This is a genomic window from Ruegeria sp. HKCCE4148 (assembly GCF_017872495.1).
Taxonomy (GTDB): Bacteria; Pseudomonadota; Alphaproteobacteria; order Rhodobacterales; family Rhodobacteraceae; genus Ruegeria.
The window spans coordinates 580,180-602,673 of sequence record NZ_JAEDOS010000002.1; the positions used below are offsets into that span (position 1 = coordinate 580,180).

The window sequence follows — 22,494 nt, forward strand, 5'->3', positions numbered from 1 at the left end:
CAGTTTTGAAAATTCATTAGCCCAGCCTCCTGATGGAACGCGTTCAGATTGATTTTTTAAGGGGTACATCTTCTTGCCAAACGGTCATGTCCCGGACATCCACCGGGTCGGTTCCTATCAACAATCTACGATGATCACCGGCTGGCAAGGGTTTGGGAGTGTCACCAAAGTTAAACGCGAAATGCAACGTACCGCGCCGGGCAATGCGAATATCGGGATCACAGTTCAGTGTGCTCAGGCCAGCCCACTCCAAAGCCTGATGTAAAATGGATTGCAAAAGCGCACCACGTGGAAGCATCGCCATATATATTGCCCGGTTTGACTGCACGACCGCAGGGCTTCCGTCGCAATAGGCGCTTTCAAAGCGCGCTAAGACACTTTCGTTGGTCTCGACGATCTCGCGCCAACCTACGAAAGCGTGCCGAGGGCCGTTGATCAGTTGCACATGTTCTTGTGCCAGGAGGGGAAGTGACTCGACGCGTGTGACATGAACGCCGGTCAACTCTGTTAATGTGCCAGGGGCAAGGTTCGCAGGTGTGTGCATCTGGGGTGTTTTGCTGCCTGACCTGGCTCCAATCACGAGTTTCGCGTCCGAATCTGAAAGCTTGGCAGCAAGGTCTGCGCTGACGATCATGCTCTGCGGCAATAGGATCAGTGCATAGCCGTCCAGATCATCTTCAGGGCCTAGGAAATCGACGTCTGCCCCTAATTGACGAAGGCTGGCATACCATTCACGGATAATGTGACTGTTTGGGAACTCGTCATCATGCGGCAGGATATCCGCAGCCCAGATTGAGCTGTAATCCAAAAGTATCGCCACATTGGCCTTTGAACGCGTCGCAGATGGTAGAGTTTCGCGATCCTTTACGATCTGTGCCAATTCAACCGCCGCTTGATCTGGGCTGTTATCCGAGCGCAGCAACGCCGTATGATATTGTTCCTGCGCGAATTTTGCTTGTCGCCAACGAAAGAACATAACTGCTTGCGCACCATGCGCATAAGCTGCCCAGGTCCAAAGCCGTACCATGCCCTCCGCTGGAGAAGGGTTTTTAGCCGCCCAGTCCACCGGACCCGGCTGTTGTTCCAAAACCCACATACGCCCACGTCCCTGACTGCGGTATAAATCGCAGTGAAAGCCTTGATAATCCGGCGCACCTGTCCGCAGATAGCGACGCTTTTCATCGTCGGAGAGGGTCGAACCCATCAGGTTGCCCAGCGGGTAACTGTCAAAGCCAACCACATCCAAATCGGCCGCAACGGCGTGATGGTCAAACTCGAAACTGCCTGCCATAAAGTTGTGGGTGATGTCTCGGCCCGGAGAATGTTCCCGCAGAATGTCGACCTGTGCTTTGTTGAACAGACGTACCCTGTCCGAAGAATAACGCATGAAATCCAATGCATGTGTTGGATTCGGGGCTGCGACCAGACCGTTGGGCAGCTCAATCTGGTCAAATCCGGAATAGAGCGATCCCCAGAACACGGTTCCCCATGTTTGGTTTAGGGCGTCGATTGTTTCGTATCGCTTCTGAAGCCAGCGTTGAAACCCGCTGCGCGCAGCCATTGAATAGCTGAGTACCGTGTCGTGGTCGTTGTATTCGTTGTCGATCTGCCAGGCGTGGACATGAGGGTTCTTTCCATATCTGCTGGCGTATTCGGTTGCGATCCGTTTTGCCTCGGCCAGATAAATCTCGGAGGAAAAGCAATAATGCCGACGCGATCCGTATCCCCTGACTCGTCCGTCCGGTCCGACGGGTAGGATTTCAGGATGCGCGTCGATCAGCCATTTTGGCGGGGCCGCCGTTGGGGTCGACATCATGACCTTCAGCCCGGCCTGACCCAGAATTCCAATGACCTCGTCCAGCCAACCCCAGCGAAATTGCCCGCGTGCAGGTTCGATCAGGCCCCAGGTGAATTCGGCAATACGCACCCAATCCAACCCCATCTCGACCATACGCTTGGCATCCTCTTGCCATTGCGACCGATCCCATTGTTCAGGGTAGTAGCAAACCCCCAGCTCAAGCTTGCTCATCTGCTATCCTTTGCGGTACGACGTTCGATCCATTTCAGGAAGCTGGCGCAACCCAATGTGATCACGACGTAAAGAATTGCTGCCGTATTGAAGGGGGCGAAAGGCAGGAAACTTGCCGCCTGAAACTCTCGCATCCTTTGGGTCATGTCACGAACAGACAGGATCGACAGCAGCGAGGTGTCCTTGATCATTGCTATGAATTCGTTGCCCAAGGGTGGGGTCACGATCCGCAATGCCTGCGGTAAGACGATGAGCCGAGCAGTCTGCCATCGAGACAAGCCCAAGGAGCTGCCTGCCTCCAACTGCCCTTTGGGTATGGCCTCGATCCCGGATCGAAAGATCTCGGCCATATAGGCTGAATAGCCGACCGAAATGGCGATGATGCCGCGGGTCATATTGGTCATGTCGATGCCGCCGCCTGTGGCATCCTTGACTGCACCCGCCAGAGGCAGGCCGATGTAAAGGATGATCACCAGCATCGGGATGCCCCGGATCGTATCCACAAAGAACTCTGCGCCAACGGCTAGCGGGTGGAGTTTGTGCTGTGCGCCACCAATGGTCAGCGTCAATAACAAAAAGCCAAAGACAGCAAAAGCCAGCGCCGGGTTGCGGTACTTGTCGGGCAAAAAGCTGGTTTGCCAAAGCACCGGATAGCCCTGCGTGTGTGCCTGAACGGGGACAAACGCGCCAGAGACACTTTCAACGGTTTCGATTTGCTCCAGGGCCGCTGCGGCGTCTGTTGCACTGCGGATGCGGTATTGCTGCTCTCCACCGCCTTCGAATTCACCAAACCGGATGATATCGGCCTGTGCCTGTGGTGTGCCGCGCACAATCGCAATGCGGGCTTCGGTGCTCCCGACAAGGACGTAATTCACTTGTGGTTGCATGAAGAAAAACGAGGAAACTCCTAGCAGAGCCAAGCTGATTGCGCCGTAAACCATCGTAGTACGCGCTTTGGGTTTGAACGATTGCAGCCCCACCCAGATCAGCCCCAGGATCGCTGCAAAAATATAGGCAAAGATCGCCGCGCGGAATGTAATGGCAACGCCAGTTGCAAACTGCCAATGCGCCATGAACATCAAATAGAACAAGGTGGCCCCGGTCAGGATTTCAAACCCAAGTTGAGAATAGCCGCGCAACGGGTTGTTCAGACGGGTGGATAACACGCACAGCGCGATGATCACCGCATAGATTGCCAGCAAGACCTGCAAACCAGTCTGCACTTGCGCCACAACCACAGGGAAAAGCACCCAGGTCTGGTTGGTTCGGTCGATAAGTGCCGATGTGTTTTCACTCAGCGCATGAAAGAAGACCGACTCGGCGAATGGCATCAGGATCTGAGGTGCGACAAAGGCAAGCATCGACAGGCCAACCGCCGCAGGAAATGCAGCCAATGCCGCCACGCGCAACCAGGCCGGGGCTTGCGAATGGAACCGGGAATGGCGGGCGCAGAGATAGCCCAGGATCGCCGCGGTCAGGATCAGCAAGAACCCAACAAAAATCGGCCCCGCGTTGTTGCCGATCCCTAGGATCGCGACCAGAGATCGCAAATATTTGGACGAGGAAGCAAACAGGTAAATGATGAATGGCGCTGCTGCGAGCAACACAAGGTTGCTCGGGCGGATCGAGCTGAGACGCGACATGGGGTTCTCCGCTAGGTCAAAACCCCGGCGAAAAATTCCGCCGGGGCCGTAAGGTGTTCAGAGTTCAGTTTGTTCCCCAGTATTTGGCTTTCAGCTTGTCCAAGGTGCCGTCGTCCTGAATCGCGGCCAGTCCCGTGTTGATGGCATCAACGGTTGGGTCGCCTTCCTGAAAGACGATGCCCAGCGGGTCGGATTGCAGGCCAGTGATCCCAACGGTCAACTCGCCTGCAAACTCCTGCTCATAGGCCGACGCCGAGGTGCCGTCGATGATGACCCCCTGTACGTCGGCGTTTTGAAGCGCCAGAATGGCGGCCGAAAAATTGTCATACAGACTCACATTCTCGCGGCCCACCAACTCTTCCGCGAGTTGCGCGTTGGTCGTACCGGTCTGTGCCGCAAGCTTCTGGCCTCCTGCCTTGAAATCTTCCAGCGTCATATCCGCATTGTCGACCTGAAGAAGAATGGCCTGGCTGACAACGATGTAAGGTTCGGAGAAATCCATGGTCTCTTCCCGTTCCGGTGTGATCGAAACGCCCGAGATCACCAGATCGAACTCACCCTGCTGAAGTGCCGCGAAGATCCCGTCCCAAGCCGTGTTGACGAAATTCGGAACGCAATTCACGCGCTCGCAAATGGCATTCATGACGTCGACGTCAAAACCGACAATCTCGCCAGTTGTTTCATCCACGGTTTCCATCGGTGGATATGTCGCGTCCGTCCCGATCTTGAGCACACGGCCTTCCAGATCGGCGGCAAAGGCGGCAGGCGCTGTCATCGCAGAAAGCGCCGCCGCTGCAAGTAAATGTTTGAACATGTTTGGTTTCTCCTTTGTTGGACTAAGTCAAATCGCCGGTTCCGGCGGTGGCGTGTCAGGTTGCCGCTCGATCAATTGGGCCCTGATCTTTTTTTGAATCTCTGATGGGTTGGCTCCGGCCAAGACTTGCAGCATAAACTCGCCCAAGAGGCGGCTGGTCTCGCCAATGGGCAGATAATAGGTGCTGGGCGGGGGTACGAAATACTGGCTGAGTTTCAGATCATCGTTTGAAATGACCACAACATCCTGCCCCACCCTCACCCCTTGTTTTGCTGCCGCCGACAAGGCCCCAAGGGTCATCGCCTCGTTGGCGCAAATGATGGCGCTTGGCGGTTTGGGTAACTGCATGAGTGCCGCAAAAGCCGTTTGGCCGGTCTCTGCTGTTGTTGGACCGGTCGCAATCAGCGTAGGGTCAAAGCCAAGCGCACCCTCTGACAGAGCATCGGCATAGCCCCGGCGTCGTTGCAAGGCATAGACCAGGTCATCCGGAGGGTTAATCAACGCGATCCGGCGATGGCCAAGGCCAATCAATCTGGCCGTCGCTTCAAACGCCGCAGTCTCACTGTCGAGATCAACATATGCATGCGGCAGGTCGCTGCTACTCATGCCGTAAGTGACAAAGGGAAATGCCTCAGCCTGAAGATACGCTATCCGCGGGTCGTTCACTCGCGTGCCCGAGAAAATCACACCATCGGCCAGCCCTTCTTGCACGATCGAACGCAGAGTCTTCAGTTCAGTATCGTCGCCGCTTGTGCTGAAAACACTCAATTGATAGCGCGATCCCTGAACCGCTTTGGAAATCCCAGCCAGAATCCGTGTGAATTCAACGCCTTCCCATTCCTCAGCGGCATCTTCCGAAACGCTGACCAGAACAGCAATCCGATAGGATTTATTGGTCCGCAACTTAAGTCCATCAAGGTTTACCCGATAGCCCAGAGCGGTCGCTGCCTTGTGGATTTCATCCCGCGTTTCTTGTTTCACCGAGGGCGCATCCCGTAAGGCGTTCGAAACCGTTCCGACAGAATAGCCAGTCTTCTTTGCAATTGATTTTATTGTCGCCCGCGCCATCAGGTAATCCCGATCAGACGTTCGGTCAGGAACCCCCGTCCCGTGTTCAATGTACGTCTGTGATCTAAGGTTTCGTCATGTTCGACAAACAAATCGGAACAATTGCTGTCTGCGAGTGCCTTCAATACAGCGTCCCAATCCACGACGCCCTCCCCCAGATCGCGCCAACGCTCGTCACCTGTGCCACAGTCTGGATCCGCATCCTTTGCATGAATAGACAGGATTCGGTCCGCATGACGTTTGATCATTGCGACGGCATCTAGGCCAGCAACTTGCAACCAACCTATATCTGGCTGCCAGTAGATATTCCCTTGCGAAAGGACTTGATCCAGGGGCGTTTCACCCTTTGCCCCCACCAGATCAAAGTCGTGATTGTGATAGGCCAGACGGATGCCGTGCTCGCTTAGTCGATCAGCCCATTCTGACAACTGACCCGACACTGCCATCCATCCCCGGGCAGTGTCGGGCCGCGTCTGGGGCGCCAGCCAAGGCATGACGGCCACCTGGCATTCCAAAAGGTCCATGACCTCGACAATGTCATCGAAACGCGTGTCGAACTCTTCCCAGTCAAAATGTGCAGACCGAACGTTAAGACCTGATTGATGAATGGTACCCGCCATCTGCTGCGGGTTCAGTTCATGCAGCCCCGTGGTTTCGATATCCTCAAAACCGCAATCTGCAACCAGACGCAGCTGATCTGTCAGATCACCGCATTGCCGCACTGTATAAAGCTGGGCTGAAACTCTCATTCCCCACCATTGAAACGTTTCAATTATGGTGGAATACGACCTGTTGAGTTGTCAAGCTTCGCATTGATCAGCCGCCGTTCTCACTTTCGCATCGATACGCTGTTGTGGAACAAGTGTACTTTTTCAGGGGCTGCGGTCACGGAAACGGTCTGTCCGCGCATGTTCCGTTGAACTCCTGGCAGTTTGGCAATCGGCGCTTCAGCGTCCGTGGTCTTTTCGAAGTACAACAGTGTGACCTCGCCCAAAGCCTCGGTGAAATCCACCTTTCCGGTCATGATCGCGGTATCGTCAGTCACGACAAAATCTTCGGGGCGTACACCGATATTGACCTGCTTGCCCAGATCGCTGTCCTCGGTTGGGATCGCGGAAACGGCGGTGCCGCCAGACGCAAGCTCCACAGTCGTTGTCGCCCCCGTTTCGGTGATCGTTCCGGGTAATAGGTTCATTGACGGCGAGCCAATGAATTGGGCCACAAACTCGTTATCGGGCGTCTCATACAGTTCAAGCGGCGTGCCCACCTGCGCAATACCCTTGTTGGCCAAAACCACAATCCGGCTGGCCAATGTCATCGCTTCGACCTGGTCATGGGTCACGTAGATCATGGTACTGTCGGGCATGGCCTCTTTCAGGCGCGCAATTTCGATCCGTGTTGCCACCCGAAGGGCTGCGTCAAGGTTCGACAAGGGTTCATCAAACAGATACACCTTTGGATCGCGCACAATGGCGCGCCCGATGGCGACCCGCTGGCGCTGACCGCCGGACAGAGCTTTGGGTAAACGGTCAAGAAAGGGTTCGAGTTGCAGAATTTGGGCGGCTCGATCTACCGCAGCATCTATTTCACCCGCAGGCATCTTGGCAATTTTCAGGGCAAACGCCATGTTTTCGCGCACTGTCATATGGGGGTACAGGGCGTAGCTTTGAAACACCATCGCGATGCCGCGTTGTGCGGGCGGAACATCGTTCATGACCTGCCCTTCGATCTCCAGCGTCCCGCCTGTGATCTTTTCCAAACCGGCTATCATCCGCAGCAAGGTGGATTTGCCACATCCGGAAGGACCAACAAAAACGACCAGTTCGCCCTGCTCAATGTCGAGATTGATGTTCTTCAGAACGTCAACAGGGCCATAAGACTTGGCGACACCTGTAAGGTTGAGTTCAGACATGCCTTACCCCTTTTCCCGAGCCATCAGGCAGAACTGCGAAGCCGTCAGAGTGATTGAATTTGCACCGTCAATGGCACCCAGTTCCTGACCAATTGTCTGCCAATTGCCGTCAGGCACTTTGATCTCGGTTTGATCTGATCCGAGATTGAACGCACAGAAAATTTGCTCGGAGCTGTCTTCACGAATGAAAGTCAAAACTGAGCCTATTTCGTTCATCTCAGAAAGACGTCCAGATGCCAGAGCCGGGTGCGCATGACGCAGCGCGATGGCGCGACGATAGTGGTTCAGCATCGATTGCGGGTCCACCTCGGCCCGATCGACCGCGTGTTCAGCCTGTTGGACGCTGACCGGTAGCCAGGGTTCTGCGGTGCTGAAGCCTGATTGTTCATGCTGCGCTTGCCAAACCATTGGCGTACGGCAACCGTCGCGGCCTTTGAATTCGGGCCAGAATTCGATGCCATAGGGGTCTCGAAGCTTCTCAAACGGCACATCTGCTTCATGCAGGCCCAATTCTTCGCCTTGATACAGGCAAGCCGAGCCGCGTAGGCACATCATGAGAACCGCATGCTGTCGGGCTGCGGCGTCATCTAAGTTCCAGCGAGAGGCATGGCGTTGCACGTCATGGTTTGAAAATGCCCAACAGGGCCATGCATCACCTGCCTTGGCCTGCAATTGGTCAAAGACATGTTTGGTGTAACTGGCAGTCAACGCGCGTTTCTCGAGGAACTCAAACGCATAGCACATGTGCATCCGCTGATCGCCCGAGGTGTATTCACCCATGATCTCGAGCCCACGCTGCGCATCGCCGACCTCGCCCAGACACGCACGGCCTTCGTATTCGTCCGTAAGCGCCCTCAGCCGTTCAAGGAATGCAATATTCTCGGGTTGGCTTTTCGAATACAGGTGGTCCTGATGGTTGTACGGGTTGACTGCTGGTGCGATCGTCGCGTTGCGCTGATCCATTGGCAGGGCTGGGTTGTCGCGCAATTCCTTGTCATGGAAGTAAAAATTGATTGTGTCCAACCGAAAGCCATCTACGCCCAGATCCAGCCAGAACCGTGCGACGTCCAGCAAAGCATCCTGAACATCCGGGCAATGGAAATTCAAATCCGGTTGCGATGTCAGGAAGTTATGCAGATAGTACTGCAGGCGACGAGAGTCCCATTGCCACGCCGAGCCGCCAAAGATCGACAGCCAGTTGTTTGGTGGTGTGCCATCCGGCTTGGGGTCAGCCCACACATACCAGTCGGATTTCGGGTTCTCACGGCTGCTGCGGCTTTCGCTGAACCAAGGGTGCTGGTCCGACGTGTGCGACAGAACCAGATCGATCATGATTTTCAGTCCTTTGGCATGCGCCTGATCCAGAAGCTCTTTGAAGTCCTCCAGCGTTCCGAACATGGGATCGACATCGCGATAATCGCTGACATCGTATCCAAAGTCTTTCATTGGTGACTTGAAAAACGGTGAGATCCAGATCGCATCAACACCCAACGACGCGATATAGTCCAGTCGCGCGGTGATGCCTTTCAAGTCACCGACCCCATCGCCGTTGCTGTCCTGAAAACTCCGCGGGTAGATCTGATAGATCACCCCTCCTCGCCACCAATCCGAAGACAGTCTTGTTGCTTTGCTGTGTTCAAGGTTGTTCTGCACGTTCATCAGACGCCTCTATTTAACAGATCCGGCCAGAAGGCCCCGGACCAGGTATTTTTGCATTGCGAAAAAAACGACCAGCGGCACAAAGATTGAGACAAAGGCGGCGGTCGCAAGAATTTCCCAGTTGCCGCCACGCGTCCCCAAAAGCTCGACGATGCGGTTGGTCATCACAGTTGTCTGGCCGGTCGCATCGATCAGGAAGACCTTCGCAACCAGCAGGTCGTTCCATGTCCAAAGGAACTGGAAGATCGCGAAAGACGCCAGCGCCGGGAAGCTGAGCGGCAGGATCAGCTTGGTAAAGATCTGGAACTCGGTGGCGCCGTCGACGCGTGCGTTTTCGATCAGGTCACGCGGTAATCCGGCCATGTAGTTGCGAAGCAGATAAATCGCCAGGGGCATCCCGAACCCGGTATGTGCCAGCCAGACGCCCAGATAACCCTTGCCGATGCCGATATTCAGGTGGAATTTCAGCAAGGGTATCAGGGCCAATTGAAGCGGAACAACCAACAGCCCAACAACCGCCGCGATCAACAGCGCCCGACCGGGAAAATCCATCCAGGCCAGCGCATAGGCCGCAAAGGCGGCAACCAGAATCGGGATGATTGTTGCCGGGATCGTCACGGTCAGCGTATTGAAGAACGCCTTGGCCATACTGTCCGTACTACTCTGATCCAGAAGAACTTTCTGGTAATTGTCCAAGGTGAACTCAGGCGGCAACTCGGCCGTCACAAAGATACGCGCGCCGCGGTTTCCGGTGAACTCTTCGGTGTTTTCCATCCGATAGTTTCCAACGGCATCGACGGTGATGGTGCCGCCTCGGCGTAGCTCGACCGTTTGACCGGGCTCAAAGGCATCCACATCACGCGAGCTGATACCCCATCTCGAAATTGTGGCTTGCTCATCCGCGCTGAACAGCGCGCCCTCAATGACATACAACCCGTTTTCCAACGCCTGTGTTTCAGGCGCGGCGCTGCGAAGGGTCAGATTCTGCTCGGATGGAAACAGCGATCGCCACCACCCGCTTGATGAGATTTGGTCGGCTGTCCGAAAGGACGAGACCAACAGACCCAAAGTTGGAATGACCCACAACACCACAAGAAAGATGACCGAAAGGTGCACAACCCATCTGAGCGCGGGTTTGGTTCCAGCAATATCGCTCATGGCTTACTCCATCTCCTTGCGGGCGTTGCGCACATTCCACACCAGGATCGGAGCAACCAGCAGCATAATCACCATGGCCGAGGCTGATCCGACGCCCCAGTCATTTGCCCGAAACAGCTTGTCGTACATGTAGTTGGCCAGCACCTGTGTCTCCCACTGGCCGTTGGTCATGGCAAAAACGATGTCAAAGACCTTGAGCACGGTGATTGTGATTGTCGTCCAAACAACAAGGATTGTTGTTTTGATTTGGGGCACCTTGATCTTGAAGAAAATCTGGAACGGATTCGCGCCGTCCAGAATGGCTGCTTCGATGGTTTCTTCGGGGATACCGCGCAGAGCAGCCGACAGGATGACCATGGCAAAACCGGTCTGAATCCAGACCAAAACGATCATCAGGAAAAAGCTGTTCCAGAACGGGACCGTCAGCCAGGTTTGCGGTTCGGCCCCACCGAAAAAGATATAGAGCGCGTTTAGGATGCCAATCTGGTCTTGTTCTGCAGGACGCGCATCATAAACCAGTTTCCAGATCACCGACGCGCCCACAAAAGAAATCGCCATCGGCATGAAGATCAGAGATTTGGCGAAGTTGCCCCAGCGGATCCGGTCAGTCAGTTGCGCAACAAGCAGACCAAAGGCTGTGGACATGGCTGGTACGACGATCAGCCAAAACATGTTGTTGCGCATGGCCTCCCAAAATTTGGGCTCAGCCGCCATCTGTGAGTAATTGTCCAGACCCACCCATTTGTACCCGCCGCCGGGCACACGCTCCGTGATTGACAGGCGCAGTGTTTCAACAACCGGATAGGCCAGATACAGCCCCAGCGCAGCAAGCGCAGGGAACAGAAACAGCCATGGCCGGATCATGTTGGCCCGGTTGATGTTGCGCCCCGCATTCGGCCCGTGCGGCGGGAACAGGACTTTGTCTAGAAACTGGTTGGAGAGGTAGAAATAGCCCACGCAACCCGACACGCCGATGGCGATCGTCAGCAGGCCTTGAAGTGCCGGTGTCATGGTGCGCTCATCCGTTTGGCAAGCAGGGCGATCCTAAGACCGCCCCAGCGGTTGATCACTTGGCTGCGTCCCAGGACGACTGGATTTCGCCGGCCACGGTGGCTGCGTCTTTTGCACCCGATGAATAATCTACCATCCCGGTCCAGAAGGTACCGGCACCAACGGCACCTGGCATCAGGTCAGACCCGTCAAAGCGGAAGGTGGTGGCATTGGTCAGGATTTCACCCTGCCCGCGCTGGGTGTCGTTGGAATAGTTTTCGGGGTTCGCACCAAGATGCGGTGTCAGGAAGCCGTCTTGCGACATCATGATCTCATGCGCAAAGGGTGTCTTTAGGAACTCCATGAACGCTTCGGCGGCAGGGTTTGGGTTGGTGACTGTAAACAGCGTTCCCGCCCCAAGTACCGGAGTACCCAGATCCTTTTCGGCATATGCCGGGAAATAGAAGAAATCAGCATCAACGCCCAATTCGGTGCCCTCAGGGAAGTACGCCGGAATAAACGACGCTTGGCGGTGCATCATGCAGGCCGGGGGGCTGTCGAACAAACCCTTGGGGCTGTCGCGGAAGTCAATCGCGGCAGTGTCGTCTGCATCCCCGACAACATAGTCGTCGTTGCGGGTAAAGCTGCCATATTCCTCAATTGCGGCGATCACCCGAGGATCGTCAAACTTCATCTCATTCGACACCCACTGGTCATAAACTTCCGGTGGCTGAGTGCGCAGCATCAGGTCTTCTACCCAGTCAGTCGCAGGCCAACCGGTTGCGCCTCCTGAAGCCAGACCAACGCATAATGGGGTTTCGCCATCTTCGACCATCTGGTCCATCAGAGCTTTGAACTCTTCCATGGTCTCCGGTACTTCGTATCCAAAATCTTCAAAGTTCTCGGGGATGTACCAAACCAGAGACTTGACGTTTACGTTGAAGAAAAAGCCATAGAACTCGGCAGCGCCTTGATCATTCTCGAACGTGCCCAGATCGACCCAGGACTGACCTGCAGCAAAGTTATCTTTGATCCAGTCAGCAGACCCATCCGCAAGTGGCGTCAGGTACCCCTGCTTCGCAAGGTTTGCCGCCAGACCAGGCTGTGGAAACACTGTCAGGTTCGGCGCCGAGCCCGCCGCTGCATCAATGAGGATTTGTTGCTCAAGCGAATCTGAACCTACGTAGCTGGAGTTTGCGCCTGTTGCTTCGTCGAAATACGCAACAAGGTTCTCAAAGGATTTGCCCTCACCCGCTAGCCAGGGGCCAAAGATGGTCAGGCTTTCCCCGGACAGATCGTTAGCATCGGCAAAGGCCTGGAACCCGTCCCAGTCAAAGCTGCCTTCACCTGCGGCGTGGATCAACTCACCCTCCGCCTGAACCGACCCAGCCATCAGGGCGAACATCGCCGCACCTGCATAAAGCGAGTGTTTCATCTAATCCTCCTCCCGAATTTTCACGCGCTTAAAGACTCACTTTCAAAGCGCTTTGGATGCGACGTGTTATCCGCTAACACTTTCATTCTGTCAATCATTTGCTGCCTTATGCTGAAAATATTAATAAATTTGGCTATAACGGTAAAACAAGTTGACGGGCGCTCAAATTGGCCACACAACAAATGTTGCAGATAATTGAAGGCGCTTTGAATAGCAAAATGAACCTGAAGCAGCTCTCGGAAATCCTGGGCCTTTCGCAAACAACGGTGAGCCGCGCGCTGAACGGATATCCGGAGGTCAGTGAAGGAACGCGTGTACGTGTGCAAGCCGCCGCGCAAAAACATGGATATCGCCCCAACAGCCGGGCGAAAGGGCTGGCGACAGGGCGATCCATGGTCATCGGTCATGTGATCCCCAGTTCGTCGCAGCATGAAATGGTGAACCCCATCTTTGGCGACTTTGTTGCCGGTGCCGCGCGGAAATATGCGGAATATGGCTACGACTTGATGTTTACCAACGCCGACGACACTTCGATCGAAGAAGCCTATCGCAGTCTTTTTCAGCGGGGTGCGGTCGATGGCGTTGTCCTGCAGGGGCCGAAAGTAAATGAGCCTCGGATCGCTGTTCTGAAACGCATGGGCGTGCCGTTCATCGTGCATGGGCGTTCGACTGGCGTAGATACGCCTTACGACTGGATCGACGTGAACAACAAAAGCTCGTTTCTACGGGCGACGCGGTTTTTGATTGATTTGGGTCATCGCCGGATCGCCTTGATCAATGGCCTGGAAGATATGGATTTCGCACAGCGCCGACGCGCCGGGTATCTGGAAGCGCTCAAGCAAGCTGGCCTTGCCGCCGATCCCGAACTGATGCGCAGCGCAGAGATGACGGAAGTGTATGGCCATCACGAATCGCGAGGTATGTTGCAGCTTGAGAATCCGCCAACCGCCATATTGGCGTCCTCGATGATTTCCGCCATAGGAGTAAGGCGTGCCTTGGATGAAGCGGGCTTGAAGATGGGGCGCGATGTTTCGGTCATAGCGCATGACGACGACTTGTCTTATCTGAAGAACGGTCAAGACGTTCCTATTTTCACTGCAACCCGATCATCCGTCCGTCACGCCGGGGAAATGGCGGCAGAGATGTTAATTGAACGGATCAAGTTCCCCGATGATGCGGCCAAATCCAAATTGCTGGAGGCTGAACTGGTTGTCGGACGCTCAACTGGCCCTGTGCCCAACAGGACGTAACAAAGAATGAAATACACTCGCTCTGACTTCCCAAAAGACTTCCTTTTCGGGGTCGCAACCTCAGCTTATCAGATCGAAGGGCATGCACAGGGTGGTGCCGGGCAAACACACTGGGATACGTTTGCGGCCTCACCTGGAAACGTGGTTCGTGGAGAAAATGGCGATCTCGCCTGTGATCATTTGAACCGGTTCGAACAGGATTTCGATCTGGTGCGCGAGGCGGGGTTTGACTGCTATCGGTTCTCAACCAGTTGGGCGCGGGTGATGCCGGAAGGTCGCGGGCAGGTAAATCAGGCCGGTTTGGATTACTATGATCGACTTGCCGACGCGTTGCTGGAACGCGGAATACGGCCCTGCGTAACCTTGTATCATTGGGAGCTGCCCTCGGCCCTGGCGGACCAGGGGGGGTGGCGCAATCGCGACATTGCAGGATGGTTTGCAGACTTCACCGAGGTCATCATGGGCCGCATCGGGGACAGGATGTACAGTGCCGCACCGATCAACGAGCCATGGTGTGTCAGCTGGCTAAGCCATTTCGAAGGTCATCACGCCCCGGGCCTGCGCGACATCCGCGCAACGGCCCGCGCGATGCATCACGTTTTGCTGGCGCATGGTCGCGCCATTCAGGCCATGCGTAGTCTTGGGATGAGCAATCTGGGCGCGGTGTTCAACCTCGAATGGGCAGACCCGGCCGATGACAGCGTCGAGGCGCGGCTTGCTGCGGACCGGTATGATGCGATTTACAATCGGTTCTTTCTTGGTGGCGTCTTCAAGAAACAGTACCCCAAACTGGTGTTGGATGGGCTTGAGCCACACTTGCCATCTGGTTGGCAGGACGATTTTGAAACGATTGGGACTCAGGTCGATTGGTGCGGGTTGAACTACTACACCCGAAAGTTGATTGCCCCGAGCGATACCGCGTGGCCCAGTTTGACCGATGTTCCCGGACCACTGCCAAAAACGCAGATGGGGTGGGAAATTGACCCTTCCGCCCTGACCCGATTTCTTATTCGAGCACAGAAGGACTATACGGGCGGGCTACCAATCTATATCACCGAAAACGGAATGGCGAGCGCAGAGCGCGTGCGGGATGAGGACCGTATCGAATATCTTGATACACACCTTGCAGCCGTGCTGGACGCTTTGGCACAAGGTGTTCCGGTTAAAGGCTATTTTGTCTGGTCTCTGCTGGACAATTACGAATGGGCCTTCGGGTACGAGAAAAGGTTTGGACTGGTGGACGTGGATTTTGAAACTCTGGAAAGAACGCCCAAAGCGTCGTTCGCGGCGCTGAAATCCGCCCTTTCAGAGGGGCAGAACGTCTCTCTTCCGTTAGCGCAACCATCTGGTTCTGTGCATGAACACTGGAATTTGGTTGCAGACATTGGCGGAACAAACACCCGTCTTGGCGTTGTGACAAATGGCGAGCTAACGGACCTGCGCAAGCACCCTACGGGCACATTGGACGATCTGCTGAACGCATTTCACTCTCTGCGAGATGAGGTTGGCACAAATCCTCAGGCGGTCGTTGCTGCTGGGGCTGGTCCTGTAAGAAACGGAGTCATCCGTCTTACAAACGCTAATCTGGACTTGTCCGAGGTTGAACTGGCGCAGGCGACCGGGGCGGAGCATACTTTTGTTATTAATGACTTCACAGCGGCAGCTTGGTCAGTTGCTGACGTCAAACAGAACGAAGTTTCGGTTTTGCAAGGTCAGGCGAAACCGCCTGTGGGCACGCGTTTGGTGGTTGGCCCCGGCACTGGGCTTGGTGTCGGAGCTTTGTTGTTTTCTGAAGGGCATTATCACACGGTTTCCGGCGAAGGCGGCCACGTGGGACTGTATCCGCGTCACCGCGACGAGGTAGAGATCTTTGAAGCAGCCCGCCGAATTGCACCTGAATGCTTTTTCGGGAACAGCCTGGCTCTGGAAGCGGAAATGTTCCTCAGCGGAACGGGCTTGCCCATCCTGTATCAAGCCGTTGGATTGGCGGCTGGAAACGCACAGCCTTCATTGCGCTCTGCCAAAGAGATTTTGGCCGAAGCCCGCGATGCCTCGGACCCCATCGCAGTCAAAACAGCGCAGATGTTCACCACGCATCTGGGCGCACTTATGGGCGACATGGCAGTTACTCTGATGCCTGCCGGTGGGGTATTTCTTGTGGGCGGCGTCGCCGAGAAAAACCGTTGGCTCTTTGATCAGGACTTTAAGGATGCGTTCAACGGCGGTGGACGTTTTAGTGAGTTGCGAAAGTCATTGAACCTGTACGTCTCAGAACAAGCCGAATTTGGCATCATTGGTGCAAACAACTTTTGCAAGAACGCCCTCAAGCGTTAAGCGACGTGCCCCACAAGAACTCCAGGAAAGGACTGTCGAATGATCTTGTGTTGCGGGGAAGCCCTGATTGATATGATCGCCGAGCCGACAGTTTTCGGTGCGCACGGCTTTGTTCCGCATACCGGCGGGGCGATCCTGAATACAGCAGTCGCCATGGGGCGTCTAGGCGTATCTGTGGGGATGCTGACGGGCATTTCAACGGACATGTTCGGCCAGCAGTTGATCACCGCATTAAACGCCAGTCACGTTGATACATCGCATGTGATCGTCTCGGATCGCCCCAGCACACTTGCCTTTGTTCAACTTCAAGATGGGCACGCAACCTACAGCTTTGTCGATGAAAACACGGCTGGGCGTATGTTGACGCCGGAAGATATGCCAGATCAGCTTCCAGCAGTCTCTGCTTTGTATCTAGGGGGTATTAGTGTGGCGTGTGAGCCCTGCGCGGATGCCTACGCGTCATTGTTGAAGCGTCATGGTGGCGAACGTGCGGTGATGCTGGATCCGAACATCCGTCCGGGCTTCATCGAGGATCAGGCCCGGTTTCGAACACGCCTGAACCACATGATCGCGCAATCCGATATCGTCAAAGTTTCCGACGAGGATCTGGACTGGATCATTCCCGGTACCGAGCCCGAGTCGGCGAAAGCCGCGTTGTTGTTGCAGGCCGGGCCAACGGCCCTGATAGTGACCCGGGGCGGTGATGGCGCACATGGGTATCTGGCAGATGGATCAAAGGTTTCGGTGCCGGTGAAACAGGTGCAGGTCGTAGACACGATCGGTGCCGGCGATACGTTCAATGCTGGTGTGCTCACCGCACTCAGCCGTGCTGAGAAACTGACCAAACAAGGCGTGCGAAACCTGACCCCAGAAGCGTTGCGCGCGGCCATGGAACTGGGAGCCGAAGTCGCCGCTGTAACCGTATCCCGTGCCGGGGCCGAGCCGCCCTGGGCGCATGAGCTTTAATTCTTGGAAAAACCAATGAAACGATCCGAAATTAACCGCATCAAGTCCGAAGCGCAGGCTTTCATACAATCCTTTGGAGCCGTGTTACCACCTTTTGCCGATTGGTCGCCCGATCAGATGCGAAGTCCTGTAGCTGAAACGATCCGCAGTCGGGGGCTGGGCTGGGACATCACCGATTACGCTCAGGGTCGGTTTGACGAACTCGGCCTGTTCCTCTTCACTCTGCGCAATGGTGAGGTGAATGATCTGAAATCAGGTCGCGGGATGTTGTATGCGGAAAAATTGCTGATCTCGAAAGATAAACAACTGTCTCCGATGCATCGTCACATCGTAAAGGCCGAGGACATCATCAATCGCGGCGGGGGTGATCTGGTGCTGGAGATTTACGCATCTGACCCTGACGGGGGCATCGACCGGAACACGCCAGTGACGGTACCCAGCGATGCCTGCCCTGTTACGTTGCAACCAGGTGAGCATTTGCGGCTGAAACCGGGGCAAAGCGTGACCCTTATGCCGGGTGTCTGGCACGCATTCTGGGCAGAACACGGCGATTGCCTTATTGGAGAGGTTTCGACTGTGAATGATGACCGTACGGATAATGTCTTCGAAGATTCCATCCCTCGGTTTTCACAGATCGAAGAAGACGCTGCGCCGGACTTCTTGTTGGTTTCCGACTATTGATATCAACCAGGCTAGAACCGGCCAACGTGAATGTGAGCCGCGCCCAGATGTTTTGGATCGGCTCGACTGCTTCTCCTTCTTGACAAGTCCAGCACCGCCAGCCTAGCTGAGTTGGATGGTTCCGAAAGGGATGAAAATGGGAATACGGTGCGGCGCTGTATTGCGCCAAGTCCGTGACTGCCCCCGCAACTGTAAGCGGAGAGCGACGCCACTGCGCCACTGACCCCGAAAGGGTTGGGAAGGTGGGCCAAGCTTTGACCCGCAAGTCAGGAGACCTGCCATCCGATGTTTAACCAACCCGGGGCGGGGCGTCCTGGAAGGAGGCTTTGATGGCACGGTTTTCGCGTGTTTCCATTTTTGGCACCTTCTGTCCGCGCTTGGTTTCAAGCAGAGCGGACAATGCAACAGGTGACTGATAGCTTTATCCTCAACCCCAATACCTATTGTGCTGTGGCCTCGCGAAAAGATCGCGATTCTCAAAATAGTAATGTTATAACATTGTATTGTAGTTTGATCAGCGGTAACCGGTGCGCACAATGACGAAAACTGCAGATCATTTCCTACTTGTATGCACGACATGCACAGGCGCGATGTCCACCGATCAAGTGAGTGGCGCATTGGCGCGAAAACTGCCCGAAGGGTTTGCAATCCGGGAGGTCGCGTGCATGGCGGGCTGCGACCGGCCAACCACCGTCGGTTTTCAGGCACCGGGCAAGGCGCAGTATTTGTTTGGTGACATCGTTTCGGAACAGGATCTGGATGCAGTGGTGGAATTCGCCGGGCAATATCAGCTCAGTTCCGATGGTTGGACAAACGCAACTGACCGCCCGCTAACACTGTTCACCAAAACCTTGTCGCGCATGCCTGCCTTGCCATCGCAGAGGTCGTCATGAGTTTCCTGGCTGTCGAAAACCTAGAATATTATGCCTTGAACGGTGATGTGCTGCTTCAGGATGTGTCCTTTGGCTTGGAAGAAGGATCAATTCTGGCGATTGCGGGACCGAATGGGGCTGGGAAGACTACGCTGCTCAAGCTGCTTTGCGGAATCGAACGTATTGCGCTGGGTGATGTGCAGATAAAAGGTCAAAGCCTGCGCACCTTGTCGGCCCATGAACGCGCGCGGACGATCGCTGTGGTTGGCCAACAGGAAATGCCGGATAGTCGGTTGCGATTGCACGACTATGTTGCACTTGGCCAAATTCCGATCAAGGCTGACAAGTCCGCGTCTGAGCACAGGGAAGATCTTGACCGGGTTTTGGAAACAACGGGTTTAATGCACCTTTCCCGCAAACCTATGGGTCAGCTATCGGGGGGTGAGAGGCAACGGGCGCATATCGCACGTGCGCTGGCTCAAAACCCGTCTCTGTTGTTTCTGGACGAGCCGACCAATCACCTAGACCCGGATGCCAAGGGGCACATGTTGTCTTTGGTCGCTGAATTGGGCGTGACGGTTGTCATGATCGTCCACGATCTGGTCATGATCCCGGAATTTGCCACTCATGTGGCGTTAATGAAATCAACACGTCTGACAGGGTTTGGCCCTGTCAACGATGTTCTGACAACGGATCGTGTCCGCGACACGTTTGGAGTGGATTATCTGTGTTTCCAGCATGAGGGCCGCATGATCCCTGCTCTGGATATTCGAAAACGTAAACTGTCATCATAACAGGAGCTTACAATGATGCAGAAACTCTGGCCTGTGGCTGTGTTCACTGGCCTGGCAAGCGGCGCAGCCGCGGATGCCATTACAGTGGACAATTGCGGCGAGCCACTGGTTTTTGAAACAACGCCAGAACGGCTCGTTGTTCACGACATGAACATGACTGACATGGCGTTTGCTTTGGGTCTGCAAGACAAGATCGTCGGCCTGACCGGCATCACAGGCTGGTACAAGACCAGCCCGGATTTTGATGCACAGCGCGGCGACATCCCCGAGTTGGCTCCGAAATATCCTACAGTTGAAAACCTTGTCTCTGTCGAACCCGATATGTTTTTCGCTGGTTGGTATTACGGAATGCAGCCAGGTGGCGAAGTGACCCCAGACACGCTGGAACCCTTTGGCATCAAGACCATGGTCTTGACCGAAAGCTGCGTGCACCTGAACAAAGACCGCCCCGAAGCCAGCATGGATCTGCTGTTTGACGACGTCCTGCGTTTGGGCCAGGTGATGGGTGTCGAGGCTAAGGCGGAAGACCTTGTCTTGGGCTGGAAAGTCCAGTTGGATGCCCTTGAGGCAAAAACCGCCGATCTGGATAAACCTCGTGTTTTCCTGCTGGACGGGCCGGCAGATGCGCCTTTTACCGCAGGTAAATTCGCCATCCCGGACGCCATGATTGCCGCTGCGGGGGGTGTAAACGTCACACATGACATGGATACCAGCTGGGGTCGCACCTCTTGGGAAACCGTGGCAGCCGCAAACCCGGAATTCCTGGTGCTACTGGACTATCAAACAGGAAATGGTGCAGAAGATACCTTCCAGTTTCTGAAAGATCATCCTGTCATGTCACAAACCGATGCAGTCAAGAACGCGCGCTGGATCGGCCTGCGTTACGAGGAATTGACACCCGGACCGGCAAATATTGAAGCCATTGAAAAGATGGCCAATGCGATGCATCCGGAGACCAACTGACATGGTCCATTTGGGCCGATCGATCTTGCTGGGGGCGGTCATTCTGACCGCCCTTTTGCTGCTGTCTACGATCTATGGCACAACCTCGATCCCAATGGCCGAGGTCTTTACCGCCATTGGCTTGGGGACCGGCCTGACAGAAGGTGAAATGTCCCCGGTGCATCGGATCGTTTTCGACCTTCGCCTCCCCCGAGCCTTGTTCGCCGCTGTGATCGGCGCAGGGCTGGGCGTAGTTGGCGTGGTTTTGCAAACAACCACGCGCAACGATCTGGCCGATCCGTTCCTTTTTGGCCTGTCCTCGGGGGCGGCGGCTGGGGCCGTTCTTGTCATAACGGTCACTGGCGATGTGCTGGGGGTCTGGACCCTGCCTTTGGCGGCGTTTTGCGGGGGGCTAATAGCCTCTGGCATTGTTCTGGCTCTGGTTCAGGGTTTGCGCACAAGTGCGCCGGAAAAGCTGATCCTGGCCGGTTTGGCTGTGTCTTTCCTGTTTTCCGCGATTACAAATTATTTGATTTTTTCCGGCGACAGTCGTGCGGCGCATTCGGTTATCTTCTGGATGCTGGGCGGATTGGGTCTTGCCCGATGGCAGACCTTTCCACTGGTCCTGACCGGGCTTGCCCTGATCCTAAGCTACGCGCTTTATCGCAGTCGCTGGCTGGATGCCCTTTTGACCGGAGATTTCACTGCGTCGTCACTGGGAATTCCCGTCCAGGGTCTTCGATTCCGAATGTTCTTTGTGGCTGCGTTGGCTACGGCCAGTTTTGTGTCCGTGGCTGGTGTCATCGGATTTGTTGGGCTGATGGTGCCTCATATTGCGCGCGGCATTGCTGGTACGCTGCACCGAAACCTGCTGATTACCTCGGCCATCGTAGGGGCGATTCTGCTGACGCTGTCGGATATTCTGTCCCGCCTGCTCTTGGCCCCACAGGAACTGCCCGTGGGTATCGTGACAACGTCTATCGGGTCTCTTTTTGTTTTCCTGTACCTGTTCAAATCCGCGCGTGGTGACTGACCTCAGACACCGTCCTGCGTGTCCGATCCATGCGACAAGAGCTCTTGCACCAAAGGGTTCGGGAACCGGCGTTTGAACGTGATCGCGTGGAAGTTTTCCTTGATTTTCGGGTGCTCTTGCGCCTCGACCAGACGACCCGAAATCAACTCATCCTGAACAACGATCGGAGCCACCAGAGCCAGCCCGATATCCTCCCGTGCAAGCAGCCGCATCATCGCCATGTCGTCCACCTCGGCTGCCACCTGAGGGCGCACCGACATGCGGCTGGCCATGGCATCAAAAGCCGTGCGGACACTGTTGTTCGTTGTGGGCAGGATGAAGGGTTGTTCTTCCAATAGATCCCGTATTGAACGTGTCGGTTTCAGACGATCGGGGGTTCCGACGATGCTCACCGGTTGTTCGGCCAAATGATGAGTGACAAAGCTGGTCAAACTGTCGCTTGCGGGTTCGTGGTTCATCAAGACCAGGTCGAAATTCAGCGTTTCGAGCCCCTCCAGCAACTCGCTTGGGCTACCGGACCTTAAAATAACCTCGACGTCTGCGCGCGCCAAAATGGGCCGCAAAAAACGAATCTGAAAGTTGCGAGAAAGGGTGGACTGTGCCCCAACCCTAAGAGCTTGCCGCGTATTCCCCGCGTCCTGCAAGGTTGCCACAAGTTCCTGACCTGTCGCAAAAATCGCATCGGCGTGGTCCAGAGCGATATGTCCGGCTTCGGTGAGATGCAGCTTGCGGCCCCGGCGTTCAAACAGCGGATGACCAAGCCGGTCTTCCAGTTCTTTTATCTGCACCGACAAGGCCGATTGAGAAAGATTCAAACGCTGCGCCGTGCGGGTCAAGTTCCCGTCATGAGCGACGGCCCAGAAGTAGCGCAGGTGATGATAGTTGAGCGGCATATCGTTCTATTTATATGAACG

Annotated in this window: 19 protein-coding genes, 1 pseudogene and 1 riboswitch; of the genes and pseudogenes, 9 read left to right on the forward strand and 11 right to left on the reverse strand. The window is 55.3% G+C overall.

What is annotated here, in order from left to right; translation table 11 throughout:
• Positions 1-43: 43 nt before the first annotated feature.
• From I9187_RS07940 to I9187_RS07985, 10 genes are all read right to left on the reverse strand, one after another.
• Positions 44-2,029: a beta-galactosidase gene (locus tag I9187_RS07940; RefSeq protein ID WP_171176967.1), complete on the reverse strand. Its 1,986-nt coding sequence runs from the start codon at positions 2,027-2,029 to the stop codon at positions 44-46.
• Positions 2,026-3,672 (reverse strand): amino acid ABC transporter permease, encoded by a 1,647-nt coding sequence (locus tag I9187_RS07945; protein ID WP_171176965.1) that lies wholly within the window; start codon positions 3,670-3,672, stop codon positions 2,026-2,028. Before I9187_RS07945 ends, I9187_RS07940 begins: the two co-directional genes overlap by 4 nt.
• Positions 3,673-3,736: 64 nt before the next feature.
• Entirely contained in the window at positions 3,737-4,486 is a 750-nt protein-coding gene (locus I9187_RS07950) for a basic amino acid ABC transporter substrate-binding protein (RefSeq protein ID WP_171176963.1), read from the reverse strand.
• Positions 4,487-4,513: 27 nt separating this feature from the next.
• Positions 4,514-5,554, reverse strand: coding sequence for a LacI family transcriptional regulator (locus I9187_RS07955; RefSeq protein WP_171176961.1), 1,041 nt, complete (start codon positions 5,552-5,554; stop codon positions 4,514-4,516).
• Positions 5,554-6,303: a sugar phosphate isomerase/epimerase gene (locus I9187_RS07960; protein WP_209509368.1), complete on the reverse strand. Its 750-nt coding sequence runs from the start codon at positions 6,301-6,303 to the stop codon at positions 5,554-5,556. The genes I9187_RS07955 and I9187_RS07960 overlap by 1 nt, the downstream gene beginning before the upstream one ends.
• Positions 6,304-6,383: 80 nt before the next feature.
• Positions 6,384-7,466, reverse strand: a complete 1,083-nt coding sequence (gene ugpC / locus I9187_RS07965) for a sn-glycerol-3-phosphate ABC transporter ATP-binding protein UgpC (RefSeq protein ID WP_171176957.1) — start codon at positions 7,464-7,466, stop codon at positions 6,384-6,386.
• 3 nt (positions 7,467-7,469) lie between these two features.
• The gene (locus I9187_RS07970) at positions 7,470-9,125 is read right to left on the reverse strand and encodes an alpha-glucosidase (RefSeq protein WP_171176955.1); all 1,656 of its coding nucleotides are present in this window, start codon (positions 9,123-9,125) and stop codon (positions 7,470-7,472) included.
• Positions 9,126-9,134: 9 nt separating this feature from the next.
• Entirely contained in the window at positions 9,135-10,283 is a 1,149-nt protein-coding gene (locus tag I9187_RS07975) for a carbohydrate ABC transporter permease (RefSeq protein ID WP_171176953.1), read from the reverse strand.
• 3 nt (positions 10,284-10,286) lie between these two features.
• On the reverse strand, positions 10,287-11,294 hold the full coding sequence (locus tag I9187_RS07980) for a sugar ABC transporter permease (RefSeq protein ID WP_171176951.1): 1,008 nt from the start codon (positions 11,292-11,294) through the stop codon (positions 10,287-10,289).
• Positions 11,295-11,349: 55 nt separating this feature from the next.
• A complete protein-coding gene (locus tag I9187_RS07985; RefSeq protein ID WP_171176949.1) occupies positions 11,350-12,708 on the reverse strand; it encodes an ABC transporter substrate-binding protein in 1,359 nt (452 codons plus the stop codon).
• Positions 12,709-12,926: 218 nt separating this feature from the next.
• On the opposite strand from I9187_RS07985, the gene I9187_RS07990 reads away from it, so the two are divergent.
• From I9187_RS07990 to I9187_RS08025, 9 genes and pseudogenes are all read left to right on the forward strand, one after another.
• Entirely contained in the window at positions 12,927-13,958 is a 1,032-nt protein-coding gene (locus I9187_RS07990) for a substrate-binding domain-containing protein (RefSeq protein ID WP_171176947.1), read from the forward strand.
• A 6-nt stretch (positions 13,959-13,964) separates the two neighbouring features.
• Positions 13,965-15,266: pseudogene (locus tag I9187_RS21890) on the forward strand (GH1 family beta-glucosidase); the annotation flags it as partial.
• A gap of 45 nt (positions 15,267-15,311) precedes the next feature.
• On the forward strand, positions 15,312-16,292 hold the full coding sequence (locus I9187_RS21895; RefSeq protein WP_348540082.1) for an ROK family protein: 981 nt from the start codon (positions 15,312-15,314) through the stop codon (positions 16,290-16,292).
• Positions 16,293-16,331: 39 nt separating this feature from the next.
• Complete coding sequence (locus I9187_RS08000; protein WP_171238307.1) at positions 16,332-17,258, forward strand: carbohydrate kinase; 927 nt, start codon at positions 16,332-16,334, stop codon at positions 17,256-17,258.
• A 15-nt stretch (positions 17,259-17,273) separates the two neighbouring features.
• A complete protein-coding gene (locus I9187_RS08005) occupies positions 17,274-17,939 on the forward strand; it encodes a D-lyxose/D-mannose family sugar isomerase (RefSeq protein ID WP_171238308.1) in 666 nt (221 codons plus the stop codon).
• A gap of 99 nt (positions 17,940-18,038) precedes the next feature.
• Positions 18,039-18,237, forward strand: a riboswitch (cobalamin riboswitch).
• Between the two features lie 238 nt (positions 18,238-18,475).
• Positions 18,476-18,832 carry a DUF1636 domain-containing protein gene (locus tag I9187_RS08010; RefSeq protein ID WP_209940134.1) on the forward strand — a complete coding sequence of 119 codons (357 nt, stop codon included), beginning with the start codon at positions 18,476-18,478 and terminating at the stop codon, positions 18,830-18,832.
• The gene (locus I9187_RS08015) at positions 18,829-19,605 is read left to right on the forward strand and encodes an ABC transporter ATP-binding protein (RefSeq protein ID WP_171176937.1); all 777 of its coding nucleotides are present in this window, start codon (positions 18,829-18,831) and stop codon (positions 19,603-19,605) included. Before I9187_RS08010 ends, I9187_RS08015 begins: the two co-directional genes overlap by 4 nt.
• A gap of 12 nt (positions 19,606-19,617) precedes the next feature.
• Positions 19,618-20,568 carry an ABC transporter substrate-binding protein gene (locus I9187_RS08020; RefSeq protein ID WP_245223154.1) on the forward strand — a complete coding sequence of 317 codons (951 nt, stop codon included), beginning with the start codon at positions 19,618-19,620 and terminating at the stop codon, positions 20,566-20,568.
• Between the two features lies 1 nt (position 20,569).
• Positions 20,570-21,580, forward strand: coding sequence for an iron ABC transporter permease (locus I9187_RS08025; RefSeq protein ID WP_171176935.1), 1,011 nt, complete (start codon positions 20,570-20,572; stop codon positions 21,578-21,580).
• 2 nt (positions 21,581-21,582) lie between these two features.
• On the opposite strand, the gene I9187_RS08030 is transcribed toward I9187_RS08025, so the two are convergent.
• Positions 21,583-22,473 carry a LysR family transcriptional regulator gene (locus I9187_RS08030; protein WP_171176933.1) on the reverse strand — a complete coding sequence of 297 codons (891 nt, stop codon included), beginning with the start codon at positions 22,471-22,473 and terminating at the stop codon, positions 21,583-21,585.
• Positions 22,474-22,494: the final 21 nt, after the last annotated feature.